At 62.1% G+C, this 24,299-nt stretch carries 25 protein-coding genes and 1 pseudogene; 18 read left to right on the forward strand and 8 right to left on the reverse strand.

What is annotated here, in order from left to right:
• Positions 1-5 precede the first annotated feature (5 nt).
• From WJT74_RS06165 to WJT74_RS06195, 7 genes are all read left to right on the forward strand, one after another.
• Positions 6-788: a sulfite exporter TauE/SafE family protein gene (locus tag WJT74_RS06165; protein ID WP_343342813.1), complete on the forward strand. Its 783-nt coding sequence runs from the start codon at positions 6-8 to the stop codon at positions 786-788.
• Positions 785-1,195 carry a molybdenum cofactor biosynthesis protein MoaE gene (locus tag WJT74_RS06170; protein WP_343342815.1) on the forward strand — a complete coding sequence of 137 codons (411 nt, stop codon included), beginning with the start codon at positions 785-787 and terminating at the stop codon, positions 1,193-1,195. The genes WJT74_RS06165 and WJT74_RS06170 overlap by 4 nt, the downstream gene beginning before the upstream one ends.
• 70 nt (positions 1,196-1,265) lie before the next feature.
• Entirely contained in the window at positions 1,266-2,129 is an 864-nt protein-coding gene (locus WJT74_RS06175) for a cytochrome b/b6 domain-containing protein (protein WP_343342817.1), read from the forward strand.
• Positions 2,126-2,893 carry a molybdopterin-dependent oxidoreductase gene (locus WJT74_RS06180; protein WP_343342819.1) on the forward strand — a complete coding sequence of 256 codons (768 nt, stop codon included), beginning with the start codon at positions 2,126-2,128 and terminating at the stop codon, positions 2,891-2,893. Before WJT74_RS06175 ends, WJT74_RS06180 begins: the two co-directional genes overlap by 4 nt.
• A 109-nt stretch (positions 2,894-3,002) precedes the next feature.
• A complete protein-coding gene (locus WJT74_RS06185) occupies positions 3,003-3,689 on the forward strand; it encodes a hypothetical protein (protein ID WP_343342821.1) in 687 nt (228 codons plus the stop codon).
• Positions 3,686-4,102 (forward strand): phage holin family protein, encoded by a 417-nt coding sequence (locus WJT74_RS06190; protein WP_343342823.1) that lies wholly within the window; start codon positions 3,686-3,688, stop codon positions 4,100-4,102. The genes WJT74_RS06185 and WJT74_RS06190 overlap by 4 nt, the downstream gene beginning before the upstream one ends.
• The gene (locus tag WJT74_RS06195) at positions 4,099-4,953 is read left to right on the forward strand and encodes a DUF3618 domain-containing protein (protein WP_343342825.1); all 855 of its coding nucleotides are present in this window, start codon (positions 4,099-4,101) and stop codon (positions 4,951-4,953) included. The genes WJT74_RS06190 and WJT74_RS06195 overlap by 4 nt, the downstream gene beginning before the upstream one ends.
• A gap of 137 nt (positions 4,954-5,090) precedes the next feature.
• On the opposite strand, the gene WJT74_RS06200 is transcribed toward WJT74_RS06195, so the two are convergent.
• The 3 genes from WJT74_RS06200 to WJT74_RS06210 are packed head-to-tail and all read right to left on the reverse strand — an operon-like array spanning position 5,091 to position 7,749.
• The gene (locus WJT74_RS06200; RefSeq protein ID WP_343342827.1) at positions 5,091-5,891 is read right to left on the reverse strand and encodes an SDR family NAD(P)-dependent oxidoreductase; all 801 of its coding nucleotides are present in this window, start codon (positions 5,889-5,891) and stop codon (positions 5,091-5,093) included.
• Positions 5,888-7,075, reverse strand: coding sequence for a zinc-dependent alcohol dehydrogenase (locus tag WJT74_RS06205; RefSeq protein ID WP_343342829.1), 1,188 nt, complete (start codon positions 7,073-7,075; stop codon positions 5,888-5,890). Before WJT74_RS06205 ends, WJT74_RS06200 begins: the two co-directional genes overlap by 4 nt.
• Positions 7,075-7,749, reverse strand: coding sequence for an SRPBCC family protein (locus WJT74_RS06210; RefSeq protein WP_343342831.1), 675 nt, complete (start codon positions 7,747-7,749; stop codon positions 7,075-7,077). Before WJT74_RS06210 ends, WJT74_RS06205 begins: the two co-directional genes overlap by 1 nt.
• 139 nt (positions 7,750-7,888) lie before the next feature.
• On the opposite strand from WJT74_RS06210, the gene WJT74_RS06215 reads away from it, so the two are divergent.
• Positions 7,889-8,146 carry a hypothetical protein gene (locus tag WJT74_RS06215; protein WP_343342833.1) on the forward strand — a complete coding sequence of 86 codons (258 nt, stop codon included), beginning with the start codon at positions 7,889-7,891 and terminating at the stop codon, positions 8,144-8,146.
• A gap of 208 nt (positions 8,147-8,354) precedes the next feature.
• Positions 8,355-11,771 carry a PAS domain S-box protein gene (locus tag WJT74_RS06220; protein ID WP_343342835.1) on the forward strand — a complete coding sequence of 1,139 codons (3,417 nt, stop codon included), beginning with the start codon at positions 8,355-8,357 and terminating at the stop codon, positions 11,769-11,771.
• A 126-nt stretch (positions 11,772-11,897) separates the two neighbouring features.
• Here WJT74_RS06220 and WJT74_RS06225 read toward each other — a convergent pair whose 3' ends face one another.
• The 4 genes from WJT74_RS06225 to WJT74_RS06240 all read right to left on the reverse strand — a co-directional run bounded on the left by WJT74_RS06225 (position 11,898) and on the right by WJT74_RS06240 (position 15,237).
• Positions 11,898-12,494: a phosphoribosyl-AMP cyclohydrolase gene (locus tag WJT74_RS06225; RefSeq protein WP_343342836.1), complete on the reverse strand. Its 597-nt coding sequence runs from the start codon at positions 12,492-12,494 to the stop codon at positions 11,898-11,900.
• The gene (locus WJT74_RS06230) at positions 12,491-13,576 is read right to left on the reverse strand and encodes a TerC family protein (protein WP_343342838.1); all 1,086 of its coding nucleotides are present in this window, start codon (positions 13,574-13,576) and stop codon (positions 12,491-12,493) included. Before WJT74_RS06230 ends, WJT74_RS06225 begins: the two co-directional genes overlap by 4 nt.
• A 175-nt stretch (positions 13,577-13,751) precedes the next feature.
• The gene (locus tag WJT74_RS06235) at positions 13,752-13,931 is read right to left on the reverse strand and encodes a DUF465 domain-containing protein (RefSeq protein WP_343342840.1); all 180 of its coding nucleotides are present in this window, start codon (positions 13,929-13,931) and stop codon (positions 13,752-13,754) included.
• A gap of 427 nt (positions 13,932-14,358) precedes the next feature.
• Positions 14,359-15,237 (reverse strand): LysR family transcriptional regulator, encoded by an 879-nt coding sequence (locus WJT74_RS06240; RefSeq protein WP_343342842.1) that lies wholly within the window; start codon positions 15,235-15,237, stop codon positions 14,359-14,361.
• 210 nt (positions 15,238-15,447) lie between these two features.
• Here WJT74_RS06240 and WJT74_RS06245 point away from each other — a divergent pair, with 210 nt between their 5' ends.
• The 9 genes from WJT74_RS06245 (at position 15,448) to ygiD (ending at position 22,606) form a co-directional block, all read left to right on the forward strand.
• Positions 15,448-16,143 (forward strand): type 1 glutamine amidotransferase domain-containing protein, encoded by a 696-nt coding sequence (locus WJT74_RS06245; protein WP_343342844.1) that lies wholly within the window; start codon positions 15,448-15,450, stop codon positions 16,141-16,143.
• Between the two features lie 2 nt (positions 16,144-16,145).
• A complete protein-coding gene (locus tag WJT74_RS06250) occupies positions 16,146-16,601 on the forward strand; it encodes a VOC family protein (RefSeq protein ID WP_343342846.1) in 456 nt (151 codons plus the stop codon).
• The gene (locus WJT74_RS06255) at positions 16,601-17,707 is read left to right on the forward strand and encodes an NADH:flavin oxidoreductase/NADH oxidase (protein ID WP_432215213.1); all 1,107 of its coding nucleotides are present in this window, start codon (positions 16,601-16,603) and stop codon (positions 17,705-17,707) included. The genes WJT74_RS06250 and WJT74_RS06255 overlap by 1 nt, the downstream gene beginning before the upstream one ends.
• Complete coding sequence (locus tag WJT74_RS06260) at positions 17,704-18,855, forward strand: L-dopachrome tautomerase-related protein (protein WP_343342850.1); 1,152 nt, start codon at positions 17,704-17,706, stop codon at positions 18,853-18,855. Before WJT74_RS06255 ends, WJT74_RS06260 begins: the two co-directional genes overlap by 4 nt.
• A gap of 76 nt (positions 18,856-18,931) precedes the next feature.
• Complete coding sequence (locus WJT74_RS06265; protein ID WP_343342852.1) at positions 18,932-19,672, forward strand: SDR family oxidoreductase; 741 nt, start codon at positions 18,932-18,934, stop codon at positions 19,670-19,672.
• Positions 19,673-19,783: 111 nt separating this feature from the next.
• Positions 19,784-20,077 (forward strand): putative quinol monooxygenase, encoded by a 294-nt coding sequence (locus WJT74_RS06270; protein ID WP_343342854.1) that lies wholly within the window; start codon positions 19,784-19,786, stop codon positions 20,075-20,077.
• 102 nt (positions 20,078-20,179) lie between these two features.
• Positions 20,180-20,599, forward strand: a complete 420-nt coding sequence (locus WJT74_RS06275; RefSeq protein WP_343342856.1) for a GlcG/HbpS family heme-binding protein — start codon at positions 20,180-20,182, stop codon at positions 20,597-20,599.
• 142 nt (positions 20,600-20,741) lie between these two features.
• Positions 20,742-21,287, forward strand: coding sequence for a type 1 glutamine amidotransferase domain-containing protein (locus WJT74_RS06280; RefSeq protein ID WP_343342858.1), 546 nt, complete (start codon positions 20,742-20,744; stop codon positions 21,285-21,287).
• A gap of 476 nt (positions 21,288-21,763) precedes the next feature.
• A complete protein-coding gene (gene ygiD / locus WJT74_RS06285; RefSeq protein WP_343348120.1) occupies positions 21,764-22,606 on the forward strand; it encodes a 4,5-DOPA dioxygenase extradiol in 843 nt (280 codons plus the stop codon).
• Between the two features lie 339 nt (positions 22,607-22,945).
• Here the strand turns inward: ygiD and WJT74_RS06290 are convergent.
• Positions 22,946-24,081: pseudogene (locus WJT74_RS06290) on the reverse strand (transposase); the annotation flags it as partial.
• Between the last annotated feature and the right edge of the window lie 218 nt (positions 24,082-24,299).

A 24,299-nucleotide genomic window follows, 5' to 3' on the forward strand; every position in this document is an offset into this window, starting at 1 on the left:
TCGGCGTGATCGAATGGTGGGATATTGCGACGGGCCTGTTTTCAGGCGCGCTGGTCGGCTTCACACTAGGACTGATCGGCGGCGGCGGATCGATCCTCGCGGTGCCGTTGATGGTCTACCTCGTCGGCGTGCGCGAACCACACGTCGCGATCGGAACGTCTGCGCTCGCCGTTGCCGCGAACGCGGCACTTGGGCTCGGCGGCCATGCACGTGCGGGCAATGTCCAGTGGCGCGAGGGGCTGGTCTTCGCCGCCGCTGGGGTAATTGGTGCAGCAGGCGGCTCGACGCTCGGAAAGGCATTCGACGGACAGGGGCTGCTCTTCCTCTTCGCCATCCTGATGATCGCCATCGCCGTTCTCATGCTGAGGCGCGGCGATCGCGGAAGCGGACAACGCGCGAAATTCGAGCCGGTCCGTCTGGCACTGTTCGGTCTTGGTGCTGGCGCACTCTCGGGTTTCTTCGGTATCGGCGGCGGCTTCCTGATCGTCCCGGCGCTCATCGCCGCCAGCGGGATCGCGATGCTCGGCGCGGTCGGGACCAGCCTCGTGGCGGTGACGGCCTTTGGACTGACCACCGCCGTCAATTACGCCCTGTCGGGGCTTGTCGATTGGTCGCTTGCGGGCCTCTTCATCGCGGGCGGACTGCTCGGTTCTACCGCGGGCACGCGCGCCGCCCGTACGCTCTCGGCCAAAGGTGCCCTGACCAAGGCCTTCGCAGCGATCATCATTCTCGTCGCGCTCTACATGCTCTACCAGAGCGGCACCGAATTGCTGGAGCGCCGCGCATGACCGTTACCGTGCAAGCAACTTCCTTCGATCCCGGTGAAGCTCTCGCTGCCTTCCTTCCTCGGGCGGGCGAAGGCGCGGTCGCGAGTTTTGTCGGTACCGTGCGCGGCGACGGCATCGATATGCTGACGCTGGATCACTATCCGGGCTTCACCGAACGCGCGCTCCAGACGATTGCCAGCGAGATCCGCGAGACCTTCGCCTTGACCGCCGTGCAGATCATCCATCGCTACGGTACGATGACCCCAGCCCAACCCATCATGTTCGCCGCCACCGCCGCCCCTCACCGCCGCGCAGCGCTCGACGCGCTCGACACCCTCATGGAACGGTTGAAACATGATGCGCCTTTCTGGAAGCGCGAAACCGGTCCCGATGGCGATCGCTGGCTAGAACCGCCGCCCCGCCTCTGACCCGCGAAGCGTGCGGCGCAATACGACGCGCCGCTGGATAGGGTCTTCGTGATCGGATAGGGATAGGGGCATGACGGATAGCAAGACGGTTCGACCGGGAGACGTGGTCAAGCGACATCGGCTATCGACGCGGCTGTGGCACTGGACCAACGTGGTCGCTTTCTTCGTCATGCTGATGAGCGGATTCATGATCTTCAATGCCCATCCGCGGCTCTACTGGGGCTCCTACGGTGCGAACTACGACACGCCCTGGTTGGTCATCGACGACGAGAACGGGCGCGGTTTCGTCCAGGTCGGATCGGTCGATATCACGACCACCGGAGTGCTCGGCGTCTACGACGACAAGGAGGGCGTCACTCGCACCCGCGCCTTCCCGTGGTGGGCGACAATTCCCTCCGGCTATTCGCTGTCCGAGGGGCGGCGCTGGCATCTGGCCTTCGCGTGGATCCTGTCTTTCTCGCTGCTGGCCTACACGATCGTGTCGCTGGTGAACCGTCATTTCCAGCGCGACCTGAAATTCCGACGGAATGAACTCAGCCCGCGGCACATCTGGCAAGACATCAAGGATCATGCCCGCCTGCGCTTTCCGACCGGGGCTGCGGCGCTCGACTACAATGTGCTTCAGAAATTGAGCTATGCGGTCGTGCTGTTCCTGTTCCTGCCCGGCATCATCCTCACGGGCCTCACCATGTCGCCGGGGTTCAATGCGACCTTGCCCTTCCTCCTCGACCTGTTCGGCGGACGACAGTCGGCGCGTTCGTTGCACTTCATCTTCGCGTTCGCGCTGCTCGGTTTCTTCTTCGTCCATGTCGCCATGGTGGTAGCCGCGGGGCCCATCAACGAAATCCGTTCGATGATCTCGGGACGGTTCCGGATCCCCGGTCGAAGCGAGCAGCCAGACCGGCGCGACCCCCTGCCGGAGGCCGCCGAATGAGCGACCGCCTGATCAGCCGCCGCAAAATGCTCGTCGGCCTGTCCGCTGCAGGCGGCGGATTGGCGCTGTCGGGATGCGACGCGCTCAATGAAGATCCCACGTTCAATCGCTTTCTCGATCAGTTCGAAAAGCTGAACGAGGGGTCGCATCGTCTCCTTACGGACCGCTTGGCGCTGGCGCGAGAATACCGGCCCGAGGACCGATCCCCGGTGTTTCGAGTGAACGGAACCCGGACGGTCGAGAATGACAGCTACCAGCGGCACCTAGCCGAGGGCTTCGCTAACTGGAGATTGCGGGTCGACGGCCTCGTCGAGCGTCCCTTGTCGATCTCGATGGCGCAGCTGAAAGGTTTGCCGCAGCGCACCCAGATAACCCGTCACGATTGCGTGGAGGGATGGAGCGCGATCGGTCAGTGGACCGGACCGCAACTCGGCCGTATTCTCGACATCGCGGGACTTCGGGACAGTGCCAACTACCTGCTTTTCCACTGCGCCGATCTCTATGGAAACGACCCCTACTACGAGACCATCGACCTGATCGATGCCTATCATCCGCAGACCATCATGGCCTGGGTCCTGAACGGCGAGGCATTGCCCGAAGGAAACGGTGCCCCCGTACGGCTGCGGGTCGAACGGCAGCTTGGTTACAAGCACGCGAAATTCGTGATGCGGATCGAGGCGATCGAGGATTTCCGGCGCATCGCGGGGGGCCGTGGCGGCCTGTGGGAAGATCGCGCCAACTACGAATGGTACGCGGGCATCTGATCCTCGCAACCAGCGCCGAACGCGCACCGCCGTTCGTCGCAAGGCGTTTGGCTCGAAAAAGCGACCTGTCGTCTAACTTTTGTTAGAGCACTGAAAAAAACGGGCTTTTTTGCTGCTCACGGAACTATGGGCGGCTTCTCTTGCTTCGTCTCATGGGGGGCGATTTGAACAGGAGAGCGTAATGACTCAACAAGCCCCGCCATACGATCGAACAAACCCCGAAGGTGCGAAGCGCGATATCGAACGGGACGCGCACGACCTGAAAGAGACTGCCAAAGAGCAGGCCGAGGGCCGCGCCCGGCAGGAAAAGGACCGCATTGCTTCGGGCGCCCGCTCGGCATCTTCGGCCATTCAAACGGCTGCCGATGAAATGCGGAATGACGGCGATACGCCCGACTGGCTCGCATCGGCTTTCTCGAGCGCCGCTCGCCAGGTCGACGACGTTGCCAGGCGCGTCCAGGACAAGAGCCCGCGTGAACTCGCCGGAGAGACGCGCCGTTTCGCGCGTGACAATCCCACCGCCTTCCTCGCCGCCTCCGCCGCTGTCGGCTTCGCGGCCGCACGGTTCCTGAGAGCCGGTGCGGAAGAGCATGAGGATATTCCGCTCGGCTCGAACAACCGACAGTCCCGCGATCAGGATTTCGACGAACCGCTTCAGACCCGTATGTCGCAGCGTGTCGGCGATCGCGACGACGACTGGGGTCGCGGTGCCATCGGCACGACCGCACCCGATCGACCTGCGGCGACGCCCGTTGGTGGCACGCCGTCGGTGAAGACGCCGGGTGGTTCGCGATGAACCCGGAACCACGACACGATGAGAATATCGTCGATCTGGTCGGAAAGCTGAGCAGTCAGAGCGCCCATCTCGCACAACAGCAGATCAACCTCGTTCAGGCGGAAATGCGCGAAACTTCGCGCGACATCAAAGCCTCGATCGGTGGGATGATGGGAGCCGCCGTGCTCGGTATTGCCGGCCTCGGCGTCACGCTCATGGGCATCGCCTATCTTATCGGCGATGCGATGGGCGATCGCGATCTGGCGACGTTGCTGGTCGGTCTGGCGACCCTGCTGATCGCCGGCATCGTCTATGCCTCTGCCAAGTCGAAACTGGACAAGAGCAACCTTGCGCCCACGCGGACGATCGAGACGGTCGAACGCGCCCCCGACGCGGTCGCTCATCCCCACCAACACGAAGGAACCGCATCATGAACACGACAGACACCCACGATCCGGACGCGATCGAAGCCGACATCAAGCGCACGCAGGACGAAATGGGTGAAACGGTCAACCGGATCGGCGACCGGTTCACGCCCCGCAACCTGTTCAACGAACTGCTCGACAAGGCAGACGAGAACGGGATCGATGCTCGCTATCTTCTCGACGGCGCACGCCGCAATCCGCTGGCGCTTGGCCTAATCTCTGCCGGGACAATCTGGCTGATCAGCGATGCCGATGCCAAGCCGTCGGCCTTCACGTCCAACAAGTCCAAGACGAACTTCGACGACGACCAAGCCTGGGGCGACACCTACGATCCCGATCATCGCGGCTACGTCGATCACATGTCGCGCTTCGAGCGTCGTCAGGACGAGGACGAGCTTTCCTACCAGCGCCGCCGCGACGAGCATCGGGGTTCCTACCTGCTGATCGAGAGAAACCATGACGAGGACGATCATGCCTATCGTCAGAGGTTGAACGACGCGACCGACCGCATTCGCGAGAAGCGCGACCAGTTTGCGTCGGCGGCACGTCAGCGGGGTCACGACATCGCCGAGGGCGGTCGCCACGCGGCGGAAAAGGGAAAGCAAGCCGCCCGCCGCGGCAAGGAAGCCTTTTTCGACAATCCGATGATCGGTGGACTGATCGCCGCAGCAGTCGGAGCGGTGGCAGGCGCTGCTGTTCCCTCGACCCGCACCGAGCGCGAGTATCTCGGCGACACGGGTCGGAAGGCAATCGACCGCGCCGAGGACAAGGCGATGGATGCCGAACGCCAGGCCATGCAGAAAAAGGACGAAATGGTCGAACGCGCCGACCGTAGGATGGAAGAGGCCGGGCCCGCTTAGGGACCAACCCACATCCTCAGAAGCCGAAGGGCCGGTAGCGACATAATGCGGTCGCTACCGGCCCTTTTTTTCATGCTCCCGGCTCTCGGCAGAAGCGATGCGGTGGGGCCAAAGGCGTCTCGCCACGGCCTAACCCGTCAGTCCTTTTCGACAGCCGGTTTCATCATCCGGCGATGCACCTTCGCCATCAGTTCATCCGGAATGATTCCGGCGGCAGCGAACTGCAACTTGTTGAGGAAGCCGCTGACCTCCTGCGTTTCGCCGTCCAGCATCGCCTGATAGCCGTTGCGAGCGACCTTTTTCGGATCGGCTTTGGGCGCATCGTCCATCCCGCCCCCATCGAGGTCGGCGCGCTCGAAAAATTCGGTGTCCGTCACGCCGGGAAGCAGGCTCGATACCGTGACATCGCTGTCCCGCATTTCCTCGGCAAGACCGACGACAAAATCGTCGATGAACGCCTTCGTTGAATTGTAGGTGAGATTGAAGGGTCCCGGCATGTCACCCACGATGGACCCCGTAACGAGGATGCGACCATGGTTGGCTTGCAGCATCCGCCGCCCGATGCGGTGGATCAGGGAGATCGTGCCCGTGACGTTCGTGTCCAGAACCTTCTTGATCGAGGGCCAGTCGGTTTCGAGAAACTTGCCCCCCTGCCCCTGTCCGGCATTGGCGATAAGGGCATCGACCGGGCGTGACCCGATCGCCTCCATCAGTTCGTCGATCCCCTGTTCGGTGTCGAGGTCGGTACGAAGGGTCTCGATCTCCGTCGCACCCCCCTCCCTCGCGGCTGTAACTCCGTCGTCTAGCGGCCGATCCGCTACCAGCAACAGGGCGACACCGTCCTCGCCGGCCCGACGTGCCAGTTCGAGACCGATGCCACTCGAGGCACCCGTGATGACGGCAAAGCCGGTCAGCCTGTCGATCTTGTTCTTGCTCACGAGACAGTCTCCATTCCGGGCTTGAGGACGACCTTCGTCCATTCGTTCTGCTTCGAACTGAAATTCTCATAGCCCTTGGCCGCATCTTCGAGAGGCAGATGGTGAGAGATGAGGAAGGTCGTGTCGATCGTCCCGTCCTCGATCTTCTCCAGCAGGTCCTTGGTATACTTCTGGACATGGGTCTGGCCTGATCGGACCTGCAGACCCTTTTCCATGAGCGCCCCCAGGGGGAACTGGTCGGTCATTCCGCCATAGACGCCAGGAATCGAGACCCTCCCTCCGCGGCGACAGGCGAGGATGGCCTGTTTGAGCGCGCTCGCGCGATCCGCGCCGAAGCCGACCTTCTGCTTCACCACGTCGAGCATGTTGTCGATGCCGAAGCCATGCGATTCCATACCCACAGCATCGATGACGGCATCGACACCGATTCCGCCCGACATTTCCATCAATGCTTCGCGCACATCGACATCGTGGAAGTTGAGGGTGTCGGCCCCCAGTTTTTTCGCGAGCTCCAGACGATGAGGGTAATGGTCGATTGCGATGACCTTGGAAGCGCCCATAGTGATCGCCGACTGGATCGCGAACAGTCCGACCGGGCCACAGCCCCAGACGGCCACGGTATCGTCGGGCTGAATCTCGGCGTTCTCCGCGCCCATCCATCCGGTAGGAAGAATGTCGGATAGGAACAGGACCTTGTCGTCGTCCAGATGGTCGGGGATGACGATCGGGCCGACGTCCGAGAACGGGACGCGCACATATTCCGCCTGCCCTCCCGAATAGCCTCCGGTCAGGTGCGAATAGCCGAACAGCCCGGCCATCGCATGGCCGTACAGCGTCGCCGACATGTCCTGCTTCTCCACGGGATTCGAATTGGAGCAGCAGCTGTATTGCTGGACCGCGCAATGAAAGCATTGTCCGCAACTGATGGTGAAAGGAACGACGACGCGCTGCCCTTTCTTGAGCGTGCTGTCCGGTCCCGTCTCGACAACCTCGCCCATGAATTCGTGACCCAGGACGTCGCCCGACTGCACGCCCGGAATGACGCCATCATAAAGATGGAGGTCGGAGCCGCAGATGGCGGTGCTCGTCACCTTGAGGATGGCATCGCGGGGATTGACGATCTCGGGATCCGAGACGGTTTCGACGCGGACGTCCTTTGTGCCTTGCCATGTCAGTGCGCGCATCATCCGTTCTCCTGCTGCTTGACGGATCGCTGTTGATCCTTGGTTCGCGCCGAGGTCGCGATTTCGCCCGTTTCCATCAGCATCTTGAATCGTTTGAGGTCGTGGCGGGCCTGAATGGCGGGTTCGCGAAGGAACAGCTTGGCGACGCCGCGGCCGAGAACACCGGCGGGCGGGTCGTAGGCGAGATCGATCCCGACCCGAGTGCCCCGATCGCCGGGAGCATCCTCGAACGTGACCTTGCCCGAAGTCGTGATGTCGGATCCTTCGACCGATTTCCAGGCGATGAACTCTCCGTTCTTTTCGCCGGAAACGACGGTTTCTACGTCCACCGTCTGCCCCGCGGGTGCGCGGATCACCCAGACGTTACGATCGCCGCCTTTCGGTTCGATGCGATCGAGGTTCTCCATGAAGGAGGGCAGGTTCTGAAAATCCCGAAAATAGTCGAACAACTCCTGCCGATCCTTCCGGATCGTGACGCTACGCCCGACAAGGGCGAGATCGCCGTCTTGGTTGCGTCGAGCGAAACGAGGGGCGTCTCCGGAGCCAGACCTAGACGATCTCAGCTTGGAAGCGCCCACCGCCGCTGCGCCGGCAGCGACCGCCAGCCCGGCGATCGCGCCGACGGCAAGGCGAACCTTCTCACGCTTTTCCTTGTCCGTTTCCCTGTCCGACATCTCGACCTCCTTCTTCTGTTCGAAGAGTCAGCGCATGCGCTCCCCAGGCCGTTCCGCAGACTGATCGAGGTTTACCGTTTCTTCGAGGCGCCCATTCGCTTTTGGCATTAGGTATACCGCTCAGCCAAAGGAGATTGAGATGGACGGCCCCGTGGAATGGATCGCATCGATCGGTGCGATCGTGGCGGCCCTGATGATTGCAATCGATCACAGCCGGAAAATGACCGGCTACGGCTTCCTGCTTTTCGTCGGTGTGAGCGTTTTGTGGATCTATTCCGGACTGACGGGTGGTGGGATGCCGTTGACCGCAATGAACATCGTCCTCTTGGCGATCAACGGCTGGGGCGTATGGCGCTACCTCTACAACGAGCCGAGGAAAGCCGTCGGTCCGAACTAGAGCGAGGTTGTCCGAATAAGTTCGGATCGACTGCCAACTATCTGAATACGAGTGATCGATATGGCACTGTATCCACACGGCGGCGGCAACGACTTCTCAATCCGGGTGGGGGTCCGTAGACGGACTGCTCAAGAGCGTTCCGTTCGAAAGTCAAACCATGACTGATTCCAAATCTATCGAACCGTCTGCCCAAGGGCGTCAGGGTGCCGTGGATCGGGAATTTCCCATCGACGGAGGCGAGATGGGGCGGCGGATCCGCGCTTTCGACTGGAACTCCACCGCCTTGGGTGAACGGGCGAGCTGGCCGGTAGAGCTGAAGACCCTGGTAGAACTGATGTTGGGGTCGAGCCAGCCGATGTTCGTGGTATGGGGCAGCGAGCGCATCCTGCTTTTCAATGATGCCTACTGCGAGATCCTCGCGAACAAATCCGACACGGCCCTTGGGCGCGACATCCTCGAAGTGTGGGAAGAAATCCGGGAGGACCTCCTTCCGATCGTCGAGCAGGTCCTGCGTGGCGAAGCGGTCCAGAACGACGATATCGAACTCTGGATCGATCGCCGAGGGTATCGGGAGGAAACGCATTTTTCCTTCTCCTACACTCCCGTTCGCGACCACACCGGCCAAGTCAGGGGGTTCTTCTGCGCTTGTCAGGAGACCACGAAACAGGTCGTCGTCGAGCGTGCCCTTCGCGAAAGCGAGGCAGACGCGCGCGACAATGCGCACCGGGTCCAACTCGCGCTCGACGCCGGAGCCATCGGGGGGACGTGGTTCTGGAACCTCGAGACCGATTGCATTTCGGTCGACGAGGCCTTTCTCACTGCCGTCGGCCTCGATCCCGACCTCGATCCCGACCTCGATCGGGATGCCTTGCGATACGAGGACTTCGTCAAGACCGTTCATCCCGAGGATAAGGCCGACGTCGCGGCCGCGATCGAAAGAGGACTGGAGAAGGGCGGATCCTATGCCATCCAGTATCGCGTTCGCCGCCGCGATGGTCGCTATTACTGGATCGAAGCGAACGGGAGGATCGATAAGGGATCGAACGACCGCGAGGGCACGTTCACCGGAGTCTTGCTCGACATGGAAGAGCGGCGCCGGACGGAGTTGGCGCTTCAGGAAAGCTCCCGCCGCCTCGACGCCATCCTCGACAACACGCGTGAAGCCGTCTTCCTGATGGATGAGAACCAGCAGTGCGTTTACGCCAACCGCGCTGCCGAGACGCTCACCGGCTATTCGCTGGAACAGATGGAGGGACGCCCGCTTCACGACGTCGTTCACCACACCCGCCCGGACGGCACCCCCTACCCGCTCGATGAATGTCCGATCGATCGCGCTTTCCCGACGAGGGCACAAATGCAGGGAGAAGAGCTCTTCGTGGCCCCGGACGGATCCTTTTATCCGGTCGCCTTCACGGCGAGTCCCGTACTCGACGATGACGGGTCGCCGATCGGTACGGTCATCGAAGCGAGGAACATCGCCGATGAAAAGGCCGCCGAACTGGCTTTGCGAGCGAGCGAAGAGCGCCTTCGATTCCTCAGCGGCCTCGACGAAGGGTTGCGGGATGCGCGTGACGCGGAATCGGCGATGATGACTGCCGCCGCGATCCTGGGGTCGCATCTCGGCGCTTCACGATGTGCCTACGCGACGGTCGACGACGATAATAACTCCTTCACGATCCTTGACGACTACACCGCTGCGGACGTGCCGAGCTCCGTCGGCCAATACAGCCTCGACCTCTTCGGATCGCGCGCTTCGTCGAGCATGCGGAACGGAGAGACGCTGATCGTTCGCGATGTCGGCGGCGAGATTGGCGAAGGCGACGGTGGCGGCAGTTTCGGGGAACTGGGCATTGCCGCGATCATCTGTTGCCCCCTCGTGCGAGACGGCCAGTTACGGGCGATGATGGCAGTCCATCAGGATCATCCGAGGAACTGGACTACGCAGGAAATCAGCCTCGTCGAAACGGCAGTCGAACGCTGCTGGGCTCATGTGGAGCGCGTCCATTCGCAAGCTCGGTTGCTGCAGGCCGAAGAGCGATATCGGCTGGCCGTGAAAGCGACCAACGACGCGGTGTGGGACTGGGACTTGTCCTTGGACTCCGTCCAGTGGAGCGACGCGCTACTGACCAACTTCGGCTATGGCGAGAGCGTTCTCTCCTCCACCGGCGGGTGGTGGCTCGACCGCATCCACCCGGAGGATCGTACGCGCGTGTCCGACAGCATCCATTCGGCCATCCGCGGCAATGCCAAGCACTGGCAAGCCGAGTATCGGTTCAGAAACGCCGAGGGCGAAGACGTTCACGTTATCGATCGCGGCTTCGTCATTCGCGACAGCAACGGCAAGGCCACACGCATGGTGGGGGCGTTGCAGGACCTGACCGAACGACGGCGTTCGGAACAGATGCTTCGCACGGTCAACGAAGAGCTCGAGCAACGGGTCGCTGAGGAGATGGCCGAGCGGTCAAAAGCCGAAGACGCGCTTCGCCAGGCGCAGAAAATGGAAGCGGTCGGACAGCTGACGGGCGGCATCGCCCATGATTTCAACAACCTCCTCACCATCATCACCGGCAACGTCGACATGGCGAGGCGCGCGCTTCAGGCCGACGAAAACCTCAATGAAAGAGCCGATCGCGCGCTAGGAAATGCGGCCAAGGGGGCCGAGCGCGCCGCCTCGCTCACTCAGCGTTTGCTGGCCTTTTCCCGACGCCAGCCGCTTTCGCCGCAGCTGCTTCGGGCGGATCGGCTCGTCAACGACATGTCGGATCTGGTCCGCCGCTCGATCGGTGAAACGATCGAGCTGCGCGTGGAGGCCGATCCCGATCTCTGGCAGATCAAGGCCGATCCCAACCAGCTGGAAGCTTCCATCCTCAATCTCGTAGTGAATGCGCGCGACGCCATGCCCCGGGGCGGCACCCTCACCATTGGAGCCGCAAACGCCCGGCCCGAACGCGATCACCCGGACGACCAGGACGAGCGCGGGCCGGGCGAGTATGTCGTCATTTTCATCACCGATAGCGGGGAGGGAATGGCGAAGGACGTTCTCGATCGCGCCTTCGAACCCTTTTTCACGACGAAGGAGGTCGGCAAGGGCACGGGGCTCGGTCTGTCCATGGTCTACGGTTTCACCAAACAATCGGGCGGCTACATGGAAATCGTGTCGGACGAAGGTGATGGAACCACCGTTCGCCTCTTCCTTCCGCGGGCGTTCGGTGCGGTCCGCTCGGCGAAAGACGAACCGAAGGCAGTGTCGGAAACGGCCGGCTCGAAACGATGCATCCTTGTCGTCGAGGATGACGACGACGTCCGAAACTACACTGCGGAAAGCCTGCGTGAGCTCGGATATATGGTACGCGAGGCCAATTCCGGCAGCGCAGCGGTCAAGGTCCTCGAAGCGGATGGCGACGAGGTTGATCTGGTGTTCAGCGACGTCGTCATGCCCGGGATGACTGGCCGGGAACTCGCCAGGATCGTCCAGCGCGACTTCCCCGAGATCCGCACGCTTCTGACGAGCGGATACACGCGTGATCTTGCCGGGACGGCATCGGAGGGTTCGGGGAACCGAATTCTCGCCAAGCCCTTCACGTTCGCAGAGCTCAGCCGCGAGGTTTCGGCGGTTCTGCAATGATAGCGAAAGAGCTTTTCTGATCGAATACTGACTGCCCTAACACCACGATGGGCGACACCGGGGCGCCATGAGGCTGCCCCGATGTCGAAGTTCGTTCGGTCAGCTGAAATCTCGTTTGTCCGAAGATTACTGGCCGCTGTAAGGGATGGTGGACTTGTGCACCGCCATTCGCAGGTCCCCTTCGCCGTCGCGGATGTAACCGATCGTGTATTCGACCTTCGTTTCCGCGCTGCCGTCGGCGGGCGTGAAATAGTAGTTCCCCATCGCAACGGCCATATGGCAGATGTTGTTGGTGATCCCGGCATTCTGCCAGCGGACATTGGTCCAAGGCTTGATCGCGAAGCCCTTGTCTTCAGGGTAGGATTCGTTGCCGCCCACGAAATAGGACAGCGCGCCGTCGAACGACGGCCGGAACTGCTCGACCGACGCGAGGGTCGGTTTGAACAGGACCAGGCTTTGGTCGTAGGCATAGAATTCGTTGATATGATCGGCGGCCGCCTTACGGTAGTCGCCGCCTGCCGAATAGACCTTGCCGATACTGACGATGCCCTCGCCCCAGGCTTCCTGCGCCGCGACGACTTCCTGCTCGGTGATGCAGCGAAGCTGCTGCTCGGTCGGCTGCAGGCTCTGTCCGCTGCCAATGGGAGCCGCATTCTGCGCATGAGCCGGCAGCGCTACCATCGAGGTCAGCGCAGACGCGATCAAAAACATCTTCATGGTCATTCTCCTTTATCTCCGGTGGGATGGGATTGGCGATGATCGGAAAGCGACATGCCGGAGTAACCCATGCCCCTTTCCTCGCGCGAAAGTGGTTCGTCGGGCCAGTCGGGCTCTGGCAATCCGCGGGTCTTCCACAAGGAATAGACGATCCCGGACGCGATCAGGCCGAAGGTGACGCCGAGGCTGATCGAGGCGGGAATCTTTCCGCCGTCCAACACGAAGTCGGCGATGAATATCTTGGAGCCGATAAAGACGAGAACGGCAGCCAGCGCATATTTGAGATAGTGGAAACGATGGATCATCGCTGCGAGCGCGAAATACAGCGCGCGCAAACCGAGGATCGCGAAGATGTTCGACGTGTAGACGATGAAGGTGTCGGTCGTGATCGCGAAGATCGCGGGCACGCTATCGAGCGCGAACACCAGGTCGGCAATATTGATGACGACGAGCGCAAGGAGCAGCGGTGTAGCCGCGCGGACGATCTTGCCGGTCTTCGGATCCTCGACCTTGACCAGAAACCGCTGTCCGTGAAGCTCCTTCGTCACCGGCATTTGGCTCGAGATGAACTTTACGACCGGGTTCTTGGAGATGTCGGGCGCCTCGTCGCCGGCAAAGAACATCTTGATGCCTGTGGCGATCAGGAAGGCCGCAAAGAGGTAGAGGACCCAATAGGCCTCAGCGAGCAGAGCGGCACCGCCCGCGATCATCAGGCCGCGAAGCACGATCACCGCCATGATCCCCCAGAGAAGCGCGCGATACTGGTATTTCCGCGGGATCGCGAAATAGGTGAAGATCAGGCTGATCACGAAGACATTGTCGATCGACAGCGCCTTCTCGATGAAGAAGCCGGTGAAGTATTCCATTCCGGACTGGGCCCCGCGCGCAGCCCAGACCCACGCCCCGAACAGGATGGCAACGCCGATATAGAAAGCGCTCAGCTTGAGGCTTTCGGCAATGCCGAGTTCGCGATCCTCCTTGTGAAGGACGCCGAGGTCGAAAGCAGTAAGAACGACGACGATGGCGAGAAAGGCTGCCCAGAACCAGACGGGCGTCCCGAGCCACTCGGCAAGCAAGAACTCTGGCACGAATATAATCCTCATGAGCTGGATCGGCAGCTTCGCCATCAGGCGCGAAACTGTCGGCGATGCCCGGACTTCCGTCAGGACTGACGGGCACGAGATTGCGTTCGACGTGAATTGGAGATGCGCTGAAGGCCGACTTTGTCGGGCGCTTCACGAAGCCTCCGGCACGACGATCCTCTTATCGCGACGCGCCGGATCGCCGCCAAGTCATGCGATAAAGCATGTCCTTCGCGCGCAGTTTGAGCTTCTTGAGCTTGGCGATGGCGAATTGATCGGGAAACTTGCGGCGCTGTTGCACTCGCAGTTGTGCGTCGATCTTCTGATGCAGTTCGGTCAGTCGAAATATGCGGGCCGTCATCATTCTCTCCGTAGACGAAGTTCATGGTGATCGGAGAACCGATGCGTTTCGATGCGACCTATCGAAGGGGAAACAGGGCCTCGGTTCGCATCGGTTCTTCCGATACGAACCGACATCACGTGGTTCGCTCAACCGTTGAGCGAAGCGCGCCAGAGGGGCCCGGTCCGTAGGTTTGAAACTAGCCGATCCCGTTTGGGTTCCAATATGACCCGAAGGACGTACCGAGTGGCGCGCCCGAAGTGAAAATGGTGGGCACTCTGATCATTGGATAATTTCGATTGGAAGGCCAGCGTAACGTCCGCTTTGCGCCCTACATCCCGCCGTTCGGCCTTGTCGCTGACGATCCCGAAAGCCGCCATTCGTTTCGCAAGCGCTCAACTGGTTCAGACCCGACATTGCGCTGCCGGCCCAACATGCGTGGCCAAAATTAAATTCGAAGTGCAGCAATCAGGGCGTCCCGAGCCATGGCCACGCGCGGGTGTCGCAGCGATGAGCGTGCCCAGACGAGGTAGTAAGCGTTGCGCGGCACCGTAATCGGCGCGGGTATCTCGATCAGCGTGCAGGCAGCGCGTTCGCTACGGGTGAGATAGCCGGGCAGTACCGTCCAGCCGAGGTCCGCGCACAATCCCGACCGTAGCACCCTCAGATCGGGTGCCGTCAAGGCGGGCTGGCTGGTCAGCTCGATTTGGTTTGCAAGGAGCCAGGTTCGCAGCAATGGCCGGTCGAGATCGTAGGCGAGATGGGCTGTTTGATTGAGCCCTTCGACCGACGGCAATTCGGCAATCCGCATGGCCACGGAGGGAGAGGCTACGGCGAGCAGGTGTTCCTCGCCCAGCGCATGGAAGGCCAACCGCGGATCTTCGGGTTGCGAGGCGGTGACAGCCAGATGTACTCTGTCTTCGAGGAGCATGGCATAAAGCGCCTCGCGCCCGCCGATATGCAGCCGCAGGTCCAGCCCTGCTTCCAGCAGCGGAGCCAGTCGAGGCGTGATCATTTCGCCCAGGAGGTCCGACGGCGCGGCGATGTGGACCGTGCCCGAGATGCGCGACGATCGGGCCCGCGCGCTGGCCAGTGCCGATTCCGCCGTGTCGAGGCTGCTTCCGATCGAAGCCGCGAGATCGTCGGCAATTATTGTTGGTCGAACACCCCGTGAATGGCGATCGAACAGGGGACGGCCCAATTGCGCCTCGAGCGATGCGATGTGCTGCGACGCGGCCGGTTGGGTGATGCCGATTGCCCGGGCCGCTTCGCTCAGTGAACGACGGCGGTAGACTTCGACGAAGGTGCGCAACTGCAGGAGGGACATTGCGGTTCCATATGCGGATTTATGGCCGTCCGCCATTCCCGTTGGATTTCATGATGCCGTTCTCTGCCCATCTAGGCCGCCGAAAGGAACGAGCGAGTGCAAAATCGCCGCCAACTGCTGAAAGCTTTCATCGCTGTCTTTGTGGCGGGTGTGGCTGCGCGGGTTGCGTTTGCTCGTGTCCCCAAGATCAACGGAAAAGGACAATTGACGATGAACCGTATTCTGATGGTAGCCACCTCCGCCGACCGCATGACCCCCGGCACCGAACCGACGGGTGTCTGGCTCGAGGAACTTACCACCCCGTATTATGCGTTCCGCGATGCGGGCGCCGACGTGACGCTGGCCTCGATTAAGGGTGGTGCCATCCCCGTAGACCAGCGCAGCGTCAACGCCGACGGCGAGAACGACGCTTCGGTCGAGCGTTATCTGAAGGACGACGACCTGAAGGCCGAGGTTGCCAGCACCCCTGTATTCACAAGCATCGATCCCGCCGGCTACGACGCGCTGTTCCTGCCCGGCGGTCACGGCACCATGTTCGATTACCCCGGCAGCGACGAACTGGCGCGCCTGGTCGAACGCTTCGACCGCGAAGGCAAGATCGTCGCCGCCGTCTGCCATGGACCGGCAGGGCTGGTCTCGGCGAAGAAGGCCGATGGCACGCCCTTCGTCGCCGGTCGCCGTGTCGCGGGCTTCACGGACAGCGAGGAGCGCGCGGTCGGCCTTGATCAGGCGGTGCCGTTCCTGCTCGAAACGCGTCTCAAGGAACTCGGCGGCAAGCACGAAGGCGGCCCCGATTTTGCCCCCTTCGCCTTGCGCGACGGCAATCTCGTGACCGGCCAGAACCCCGCCAGCGCTACCCGCACCGCGGAGCTCGTGATGGAAGCCCTCAAGGACAAGGTCGCCTGATCATGCGCTATCTCCACACCATGCTGCGCGTCGCCGATCCCGAGGCGGCGATCAGTTTCTTCACGCTGTTGGGTCTCAAGGAGACCCGGCGCATGGAGAACCAGGCCGGGCGTTACACGCTAATCTATCTTGCCGCCGACGAGGATTTCCGCGGCGACGGCCAGCAGGGCGAAGCCGAGGTCGAGCTGACGTACAACTGGCCGCCCGAGGACGGCAGCCCTGCCGAGACTTATACCGGGGGCCGCAACTTCGGCCATCTCGCCTACGGGGTCGACGACATCTACGAAACGTGCGCGCGGCTGCAGGCGGGCGGCGTGACGATCAATCGCCCCCCGCGTGACGGATACATGGCGTTCGTCCGCTCGCCGGACGGGATCTCGATCGAACTGCTGCAGAAGGGCGAACACAAGGCTCCTGCCGAACCCTGGGCCTCCATGTCCAACACGGGCGAATGGTGATGGCGAAATTGTTCGAACCGATTGAGGTTGGCGGGTTGCGGCTCGCCAACCGCATCGTCATCGCGCCGATGTGCCAGTATTCGGCCGAGGACGGCGCGATGACCGACTGGCACCAGATGCATCTCGGCCAGTTGGCGCTGTCGGGCGCGGGCGCGCTGACGATAGAGGCGACCGCGGTCAGCCCGGAAGGGCGCATCACCTACGGTGACGTCGGCCTGTACGATGACCGTACCGAAGCGGCGATGCGAAGCGTGCTCGAAAGTGTGCGCCGTTGGTCGGACATCCCGCTGATCATCCAGCTGGCCCATGCTGGCCGCAAGGCGAGCTGCGCCAAGCCGTGGCAAGGCGGAACGCAGATCGCCCCCGATGCGGAGAATGGCTGGCAGACCGTGGCACCCAGCGCCATTCCCTTCGCTCGGGACGACCATCCCCCTGTCGAACTGGACAAGTTAGGGCTTGCCCGCATCCGGGAGGCGTTCGCGGATGCCGCCCGGCGCGCCGGCAGGCTCGGCATCGAAGCCATCCAGATCCACGTCGCGCATGGCTATCTGCTCCACGAGTTTCTTTCGCCGATCTCCAACCGGCGCGGCGACGAATACGGCGGCAGCCTCGACAACCGGATGCGGTTCCCGCTCGAAGTGTTCGGTGCCGTGCGCGAAGCGTTTCCAGCCGACCGCCCGGTGACCGTCCGCGTTTCCGGGACCGACTGGGTCGAAGGCGGCTGGACAGCGGAGGAAACCGCATTGTTTGCACAGGAGCTGGAGCGGCGCGGTTGTTCGGCAATCCACGTCTCCGGCGGCGGCCTCGACAGGCGCCAGCAAATCCCGGTCGGCCCCGGCTATCAGGTGCCGCTGGCGAGGACGGTCAAGGACGCGGTCGCCATGCCTGTCGTGGCGGTCGGAATGATCACCGATCCGCACCAGGCGGAGCGCATCCTCGAAGACGGGCATGCCGACGCGATAGCGATAGCCCGCGCTGCGCTTTGGGATCCGCGCTGGCCCTGGCACGCCGCCGCCGCGCTTGGCGCATCGGTAAAGGCACCCCCGCAACATCTCCGGTCCGAGCCCCACGAAGCGGGCCGCATTCTCAAGGAAATGATCCCATGAAAATCTCCGTCAAACTGCTTCTTGCCGCTGGCGCTGCCCTCTCGCTTGCCGCCTGCTCGACGACCCGCGAGGGTGCATCCGCGCCCCAGATCGAACAGGTGGCGACCTTCGGTGGCGCGATGCCGACTGGCGTGACCGTCGCCCCCAACGGGCGCATTTTCGTCAACTTCCCGCAATGGGGCGACAACGCGCCGTTCACGGTTGCCGAGCTGGTCGACGGCAAGGCGGTGCCTTATCCCGACGCCGTGACCAACCAGCCCGATCCGGCCGACCCGGCTGGGCATTTTATCTCGGTGCAGAGCGTGGTGGCCGACGGCGCCAATCGCCTCTGGGTGCTCGACACGGCGGCGCCCAAATTCTCTCAACCGCAGGCCGGCGGGGCAAAGCTGGTGGCGATCGACCTTGCGACCGACCGGGTGGTGAAGACGATCGTCCTGCCGCCCAGCGTGGTGCTGCCCACGACCTACCTCAACGACGTGCGCTTCGATCTGCGTCAGGGCGCCGAGGGCGTCGCCTACATCACTGACAGCAGCAACGCGGGGATCGGCGGCATCATCGTCGTCGATATCGCCAGCGGGCGTGCGATCCGGCGCCTGTCGAACCATGTGACGACCAATCCGGAGCCCGGCTTCACCCCGGTTGTCGACGGCGCGGTGCTCATGAACCGCCCGGCCGACGGACCCGCGACGCCGCTAGCAATCGCGAGCGACGCAATCGGGCTTAGCGCCGACGGCAGCTTGCTCTACTACGGGCCACTATCCGGCCGCACGCTGCACGCGGTCCCCACGGCCATGCTGCGCGATCCTGCGGTGACCGAGGAGGAACTGGCCCGCGCGGTACGCAGCCTGGGGCGCAAAGGCGCTTCGGACGGGATTGCCGAAGACGACCGGGGCCGCGTGTTCGCCGGCGATTACGAGAACAACGCGATCCGCATGCTCGACCAGGGCCTCTGGACGACGGTGGTCAGCGACCCCCGCATCAGCTGGCCCGACACGCTGTCGATCGGCACCGACGGCTATCTCTACTTCACCGCCAACCAGCTCCATCGCCAACCAGGCTTCCACGGCGGGCGGGACTTGCGCCGCAAGCCTTACGAGCTGCTCCGCATCCGGGTGGGCGCCGGGCCCGTCCTTTTGCGCTCACAGTGATCCCATCAGGCCGGGCAGGCTCGAGCGGGACCGCGATCCGGCAAAAAATCAACAACTGACTTGAAGGAATACAGACATGACAAAAGGTATCGAAGGCAAGGTCGTTCTCATTACCGGCGGCAGCAGCGGCATCGGCGCGGAAACAGCGCGTCTTCTCGCGGAACGCGGCGCGAAGGTGGCCATCGCCGCGCGGCGCAAGGACAGGCTCGACGAGGTCGTCGCGGATATCGGCGCAAATGGCGGCACGGCACGTAGCTATGCGCTGGACGTGACCGACAAATCGGCAATCCAGTCCGTCGTTGCCGCAATCATCGCCGACTTCGGCCGCCTCGACGTGCTGATCAACAATGCCGGGCTGATGCCGATCCGTCCGATGGCCGAGGTCAACACCGACGAGTGGGACCAGATGATCGACGTCAATCTGAAGGGTACGCTCTACGGCATCGCGGCGGCCCTTCCCGGTTTTCTCGAGCAGGGCAGCGGTCACATCATCAACTTGAGCTCGGTTGCTGGCATCAAGGTCTTCGCACCGGGCGGCACGGTCTACTCCGGCACCAAGTTCGCCGTCAGCGCGATCAGTGAGGGCTTGCGCCACGAGGTGGGGGAAAAGGTCCGGGTCACGTCAATCGAGCCTGGAGCTGTCGAAAGCGATCTGAAGTTCACGACATCCGGCACGGCTGCCGAGACGGTGCTGGACTTCTACAAGCAGGCCATCCCGACGGCATCGGTGGCGCGTGCTATCGCGTTCGCTGTCGAACAACCTGATGACGTCGACATCAACGCGATCGTCATCCGGCCGACCGCACAGGAGTTCTGATTTCGACGAGGGGGCGGGGCCGCGTGTGCTCCGCCTCATGGGGAACGTGCCGGTCTGCTCGTCCGTTACTTTGCCGAATAATATCTGTCCGTTTCACTTGAGGAATAAATTATGCCCAAATTTGCCCTGTATGTACCGCTGAAGGCCAAGCCCGGAAAAGAGCGCGATGTCGCCGATTTCTTGACCTCGGCATTGCCGCTCGTTCAAGCTGAGCCGGGTACTCAGACATGGTATGCGATCGAGGAAGGTCCCGGTGAGTACGCGATCTTCGATACGTTCGACACGGAGGAGGATCGCCAGGCCCATCTTGACGGCAAGGTTGCCGCCGCCCTGATGGACAAGGCGGACGAACTGTTCTCTGAACCGCCGCAAATTCACAAGTACACCCTGCTGGCCGCCAAATAGCGGAGCGGTCGGCACCCTAGCACGTCGCTCTCGCCCGCGGGGGGACCCGCGCGCGGCGGCGTGCGCTGAACAGCTTTCCTGAACTGGCCAAGGAGACACAATATGCAGACGATCCAGTCACTCGACCTGAACGACGCGCGGACGATTATCGATGCGGGGATCGCTGAGGCCGAGCGGATCGGCAGCCCGTCGAACATCGCGGTGGTGGACGCGGGCGGCTGCCTCCTGGCGTTTGCGCGGATGGACGATGCGTGGCGCGGCAGCGTCGACATCGCGATCAGCAAGGCGTGGACAGCGCGCGCGTTCGACGTCGAGACCAAGGCGCTGGCGAAGCTCGCCCAGCCGGGTGCCGACTTCTACGGCATCCATGCCTCCAACGACGGCAAGGTGATGATCTTCGCCGGGGGCGTGCCGATCAAGGAGGGCGAGACCGTGATCGGCGCGGTGGGCGTGTCGGGCGGCACCGGCAAGCAGGATCAGAGCGTGGCCGAGGCAGCGGCGCAGGCGTTCGCGCGCGGCTGAGCCTTGGTGCGCGGCGGTGTCGGCTCACTCGGCGGCGGGCTCGGGCGCCTTCAAGCATTTCGACAGGCGTGATGCTGGTTGGACGGAGGTCGTGCTTAGGCCGGGCATCTGACCTTAATCTTGGACGGAATAGGAGATAATTATGACTTTAGAAGGCAAATCAGTCGCCATTCTGATCGCACCCCGCGGGACGGAAGAACCAGAATTCTCGAAGCCCAAGCAAGCTGTGGAGGACGCTGGTGGCAAAGTGACCGTGGTCAGTTTTGAACCGGGCAAGGCTCGCACAGTCAATGGCGATCTCGACGAGGGCGGCAGCTATACTATCGACAAGACGTTTTCCGAGGTGAAAGCCGACGATTTCGACGGACTTGTCGTGCCCGGAGGGACTGTCGGTGCCGACAAGCTGCGCGGCAGCGACGAGGCAATCGGTTTCATCCGGGCCTTCTTCGATCAGAAAAAACCTGTTGCGGCCATATGCCATGCACCCTGGACTTTGATCGAGGCGGGAGCGCTCAAGGGTCGCAACTTGACGTCCTACCCGACGCTAAAGGTCGATATCGAGAACGCCGGCGGTGCATGGACCGATGAGGAAGTCGTGGTCGACAACGGCCTTGTTACCAGCCGCGATCCCGATGATTTGCCCGCCTTCTGTGCCAAACTCGTCGAGGAAATCGCAGCAGGGAATTAAGACGGAGCGTTTCGACGAACCATGTGAAGTGCCCTCTCAATGGAGAAGGTCCGCAAAAAGCAAGCGTGGCGGATGGCCAGCGATTGGCCGTCCGCCACGCCGCGTATTAAACGAACAAAGCGCACCTGACGGGCACTCAAACCCTGAACTGCGTCAACCACGGGGATGTGCTGCCAGATTCGACCCATTCCAACATGGGGTTGAGATGCCCCTGATCGAACGTGCGTTCGATCAGATTTACGACCTTACGGCGCCGCCTTGAGATAGCGGGCGGTGAGACTACCTTCCGCTTCCGCAACGACGCCAGGGACGCCGCTGGCAACGATACGATATTATCGCTCGAAGGAACAGAACCCAAACCGGATCGGCGGTAGAAGCCGAATTTAAACTTGTTGAGCCTGCCACTGGCGCGTGAAGTATCCTTCGCAAGCCTTCGCGCAGCAAGGTGAATGACTAGGAGTCTTCTTATGGATCGGATGCCCGCACTCTTTATCGGCCACGGAAGCCCGATGAACACGCTCGAGAGCAATGGCTACACCTCGGCCTGGCGGGCATTCGGGCCTGAGTTGCCCCGCCCCAAGGCGATCCTCGTGGTTTCTGCACATTGGTATTTCGGTGCCACGGCGGTGACGGCCATGGCACGCCCTCGCACAATCCACGATTTCTACGGTTTCCCACAGGAGCTGTTCGACTTTGAATATCCGGCCAAGGGCGATCCGGACCTCGCGAAAGAGATCGTTGAGCTGGTGAAGCCAGAGTGGGTGGGTCTCGACCAGGATCAGTGGGGTCTCGATCACGGAACGTGGTCGGTGCTCGCGCACCTCTACCCTGAGGCCGACATCCCGGTGGTGCAGCTCTCGATCAACGCGCTCAAGCCGCTGAGCTATCATGTTGACCTTGGCGCAAGACTGGCAGCCTTGCAGGACCGCGGCGTCCTGGTGGTCGCTAGCGGAAATGTCGTTCACAACCTTCGAGCCGTGCGCTGGAACCAGCCCGATTTTGCGTTCGACTGGGCAGAGCGTTTCGACGAAGCAGCGGTTCGCCAACTGGCAGAAAACCCTGGCGATCTGCTGCGCCTTGTTAAGCATCCCGATTATGCCGCGGCGGTTCCAACGCCCGACCATTTCGTTCCACTGCTTTATCTTGCCGGAATGGCGGCTGCCCGCAACGAAACCCTTGATCCGCTGGTGCGCGGCTATTCGATGGGTTCAGTGTCCATGACCTGTTACGGTCTTGGCACTGAAGGTTTGGCATGCTCCGAAAAAATGGGCGCGGCAAACTTACCCAGTGATGTGCCGGCCGACCAGACAAATACATGATATCTCGACACAAGGGGGACAGGTATGATGAAGTCACGACGGAAGATGCGAAGCGTCTGAGATTGTCTTGATCCTTGAACACGGGAACATGTCGGAATTCTGGCTCTGCCCTCTCGGCTCGCGAAGTCGCGCCTAATGATCTTGCCTTCCTAAAAGGACGTGTTCGACCGAACTGACGAGGATCATGCCGCGGATTTTCTCGACCATCAGCTGTGGGCGCTGCGCACAAGCCTCGACCAAGACGCAGTAATCGTCCCCCTCTTTGTCGATGACGGCACGATAAACAGGTGCACCCTGTAGCGACATGAGGTCGAGCACACGCAAAGGCATGTCGAGCGAGACCGAGGGCATGATCTTGCGTGCCGCCAGCTTCGGTGTGCAGCGCTGCTTGAGCGGGCAGGCGCCGCAGTCCTTCTCGCGCGCCCGGTAGCGGATGAAGCCATCGGCGTTGTCGCGCGGAAGCGGGGTCCTGAAGTTGCGGTTCGATGGGCGCAGGCGATTGGCGCAGGTGCAGATGTAGCTGTCGTCGTCATGATCGAAGGTGAAGGCCGACCGCTCGAAGGTATCGTCGCGGCGGGCGGACTTGTCGAACACCGGGATATGCGGTTCGATGCCCTTGTCCTCGACCAGCCAGGCGAGGTTCGGCGCGAAGCCATAGGCGGTATCTGTCACCAGCTCCTCGGGCCACAGGCCGAAGCGTTCCTGCGTGCGCTCGATCATCCGGCGCTGCGCGAGCACCTCAGCCTGGCGGATCGCGGTCGTGGCTTCGACATCGACGATGACCCCATGGTCGAGGTCGATCAAGTAGTTGGTGGAGTAGGCATAGAAAGCCGATCCGCGCGCCGCCGCGGTCCAGCGCGCTGCGGGATCGGTGAGAGGTTGATGCGCTTGTATGTCACCGGCGTCGATCCGCCGAACGCAGCATCGTCCAAGACCTCGAGATACTCGGCAACGGCACGACCGCAGGCCTCGGACGGGAGACCTTCTTCTCCCGGCACTAAACGCTGGCGGTGGCCATCGCCACGGATTAGGCTGGCATCTACCGCGAAGCCCTCGGCACCAACCAACCCCTCAGCCATGCAGTGTTCCACGGTAAGCTCGAACAGCTTGCGTAGGAGGTCGCTGTCGCGGAAGCGACCGTGCCGGTTCTTCGACAAGGTCGAGTGATCGGGCACCGCGCCATCCAGATCGAGCCGGCAGAACCAGCGATAGGCGAGGTTGAGATGGACCTCGTCACACAGCCGCCGTTTCGACCGGATACCCATGCAATAGCACACGATCAGCATCCGGATCATCAACTCGGGATCGATCGAGGGTCGCCCCATCGCGCTGTAGAACGGCTTCAGGTGCTCGCGGATGCCGGACAGATCGACGAACCGGTCGATCGACCGCAGCAGGTGATCACCCGGCACATGATCCTCAATGCGGAAGCTGTAGAACAGCGCTTCCTGCATTACCGTCCGCTCGCCCATCATCGCCTGATCTTCGCTTGCCTGCGAAGACTGAATCAGGACTTCACGCCCATCCCAAGCGGGAGTTTTTCAACAGAATACGACCTCATTCCGGCCGTAGCGAACATCCTCATCGCAACCTAAACGCTGACGTTGAGTTCTTGGAGATTGAGTGCTGTCGCGTTCTTTTGATGGCCAACCCTCGGTATGGGAGAAATGCCACGGGCTACCCTCAACATGAG

Origin of the sequence: Sphingomicrobium sp. XHP0239 (assembly GCF_039555325.1) — a bacterium.
Taxonomy (GTDB): domain Bacteria; phylum Pseudomonadota; class Alphaproteobacteria; order Sphingomonadales; family Sphingomonadaceae; genus Sphingomicrobium; species Sphingomicrobium maritimum.

Bases quoted from the DNA above. Each gene is read 5' to 3' on its own strand.
- WJT74_RS06170 (WP_343342815.1), top strand. From the start codon at position 785: ATGACCGTTACCGTGCAAGCAACTTCCTTCGATCCCGGTGAAGCTCTC.
- WJT74_RS06175 (WP_343342817.1), top strand. From the start codon at position 1,266: ATGACGGATAGCAAGACGGTTCGACCGGGAGACGTGGTCAAGCGACAT.
- WJT74_RS06180 (WP_343342819.1), top strand. From the start codon at position 2,126: ATGAGCGACCGCCTGATCAGCCGCCGCAAAATGCTCGTCGGCCTGTCC.
- WJT74_RS06190 (WP_343342823.1), top strand. From the start codon at position 3,686: ATGAACCCGGAACCACGACACGATGAGAATATCGTCGATCTGGTCGGA.
- WJT74_RS06195 (WP_343342825.1), top strand. From the start codon at position 4,099: ATGAACACGACAGACACCCACGATCCGGACGCGATCGAAGCCGACATC.
- WJT74_RS06205 (WP_343342829.1), bottom strand. From the start codon at position 7,075: ATGCGCGCACTGACATGGCAAGGCACAAAGGACGTCCGCGTCGAAACC.
- WJT74_RS06210 (WP_343342831.1), bottom strand. From the start codon at position 7,749: ATGTCGGACAGGGAAACGGACAAGGAAAAGCGTGAGAAGGTTCGCCTT.
- WJT74_RS06215 (WP_343342833.1), top strand. From the start codon at position 7,889: ATGGACGGCCCCGTGGAATGGATCGCATCGATCGGTGCGATCGTGGCG.
- WJT74_RS06225 (WP_343342836.1), bottom strand. From the start codon at position 12,494: ATGACCATGAAGATGTTTTTGATCGCGTCTGCGCTGACCTCGATGGTA.
- WJT74_RS06235 (WP_343342840.1), bottom strand. From the start codon at position 13,931: ATGACGGCCCGCATATTTCGACTGACCGAACTGCATCAGAAGATCGAC.
- WJT74_RS06240 (WP_343342842.1), bottom strand. From the start codon at position 15,237: ATGTCCCTCCTGCAGTTGCGCACCTTCGTCGAAGTCTACCGCCGTCGT.
- WJT74_RS06245 (WP_343342844.1), top strand. From the start codon at position 15,448: ATGAACCGTATTCTGATGGTAGCCACCTCCGCCGACCGCATGACCCCC.
- WJT74_RS06250 (WP_343342846.1), top strand. From the start codon at position 16,146: ATGCGCTATCTCCACACCATGCTGCGCGTCGCCGATCCCGAGGCGGCG.
- WJT74_RS06255 (WP_432215213.1), top strand. From the start codon at position 16,601: ATGGCGAAATTGTTCGAACCGATTGAGGTTGGCGGGTTGCGGCTCGCC.
- WJT74_RS06260 (WP_343342850.1), top strand. From the start codon at position 17,704: ATGAAAATCTCCGTCAAACTGCTTCTTGCCGCTGGCGCTGCCCTCTCG.
- WJT74_RS06265 (WP_343342852.1), top strand. From the start codon at position 18,932: ATGACAAAAGGTATCGAAGGCAAGGTCGTTCTCATTACCGGCGGCAGC.
- WJT74_RS06270 (WP_343342854.1), top strand. From the start codon at position 19,784: ATGCCCAAATTTGCCCTGTATGTACCGCTGAAGGCCAAGCCCGGAAAA.
- WJT74_RS06275 (WP_343342856.1), top strand. From the start codon at position 20,180: ATGCAGACGATCCAGTCACTCGACCTGAACGACGCGCGGACGATTATC.
- WJT74_RS06280 (WP_343342858.1), top strand. From the start codon at position 20,742: ATGACTTTAGAAGGCAAATCAGTCGCCATTCTGATCGCACCCCGCGGG.
- ygiD (WP_343348120.1), top strand. From the start codon at position 21,764: ATGCCCGCACTCTTTATCGGCCACGGAAGCCCGATGAACACGCTCGAG.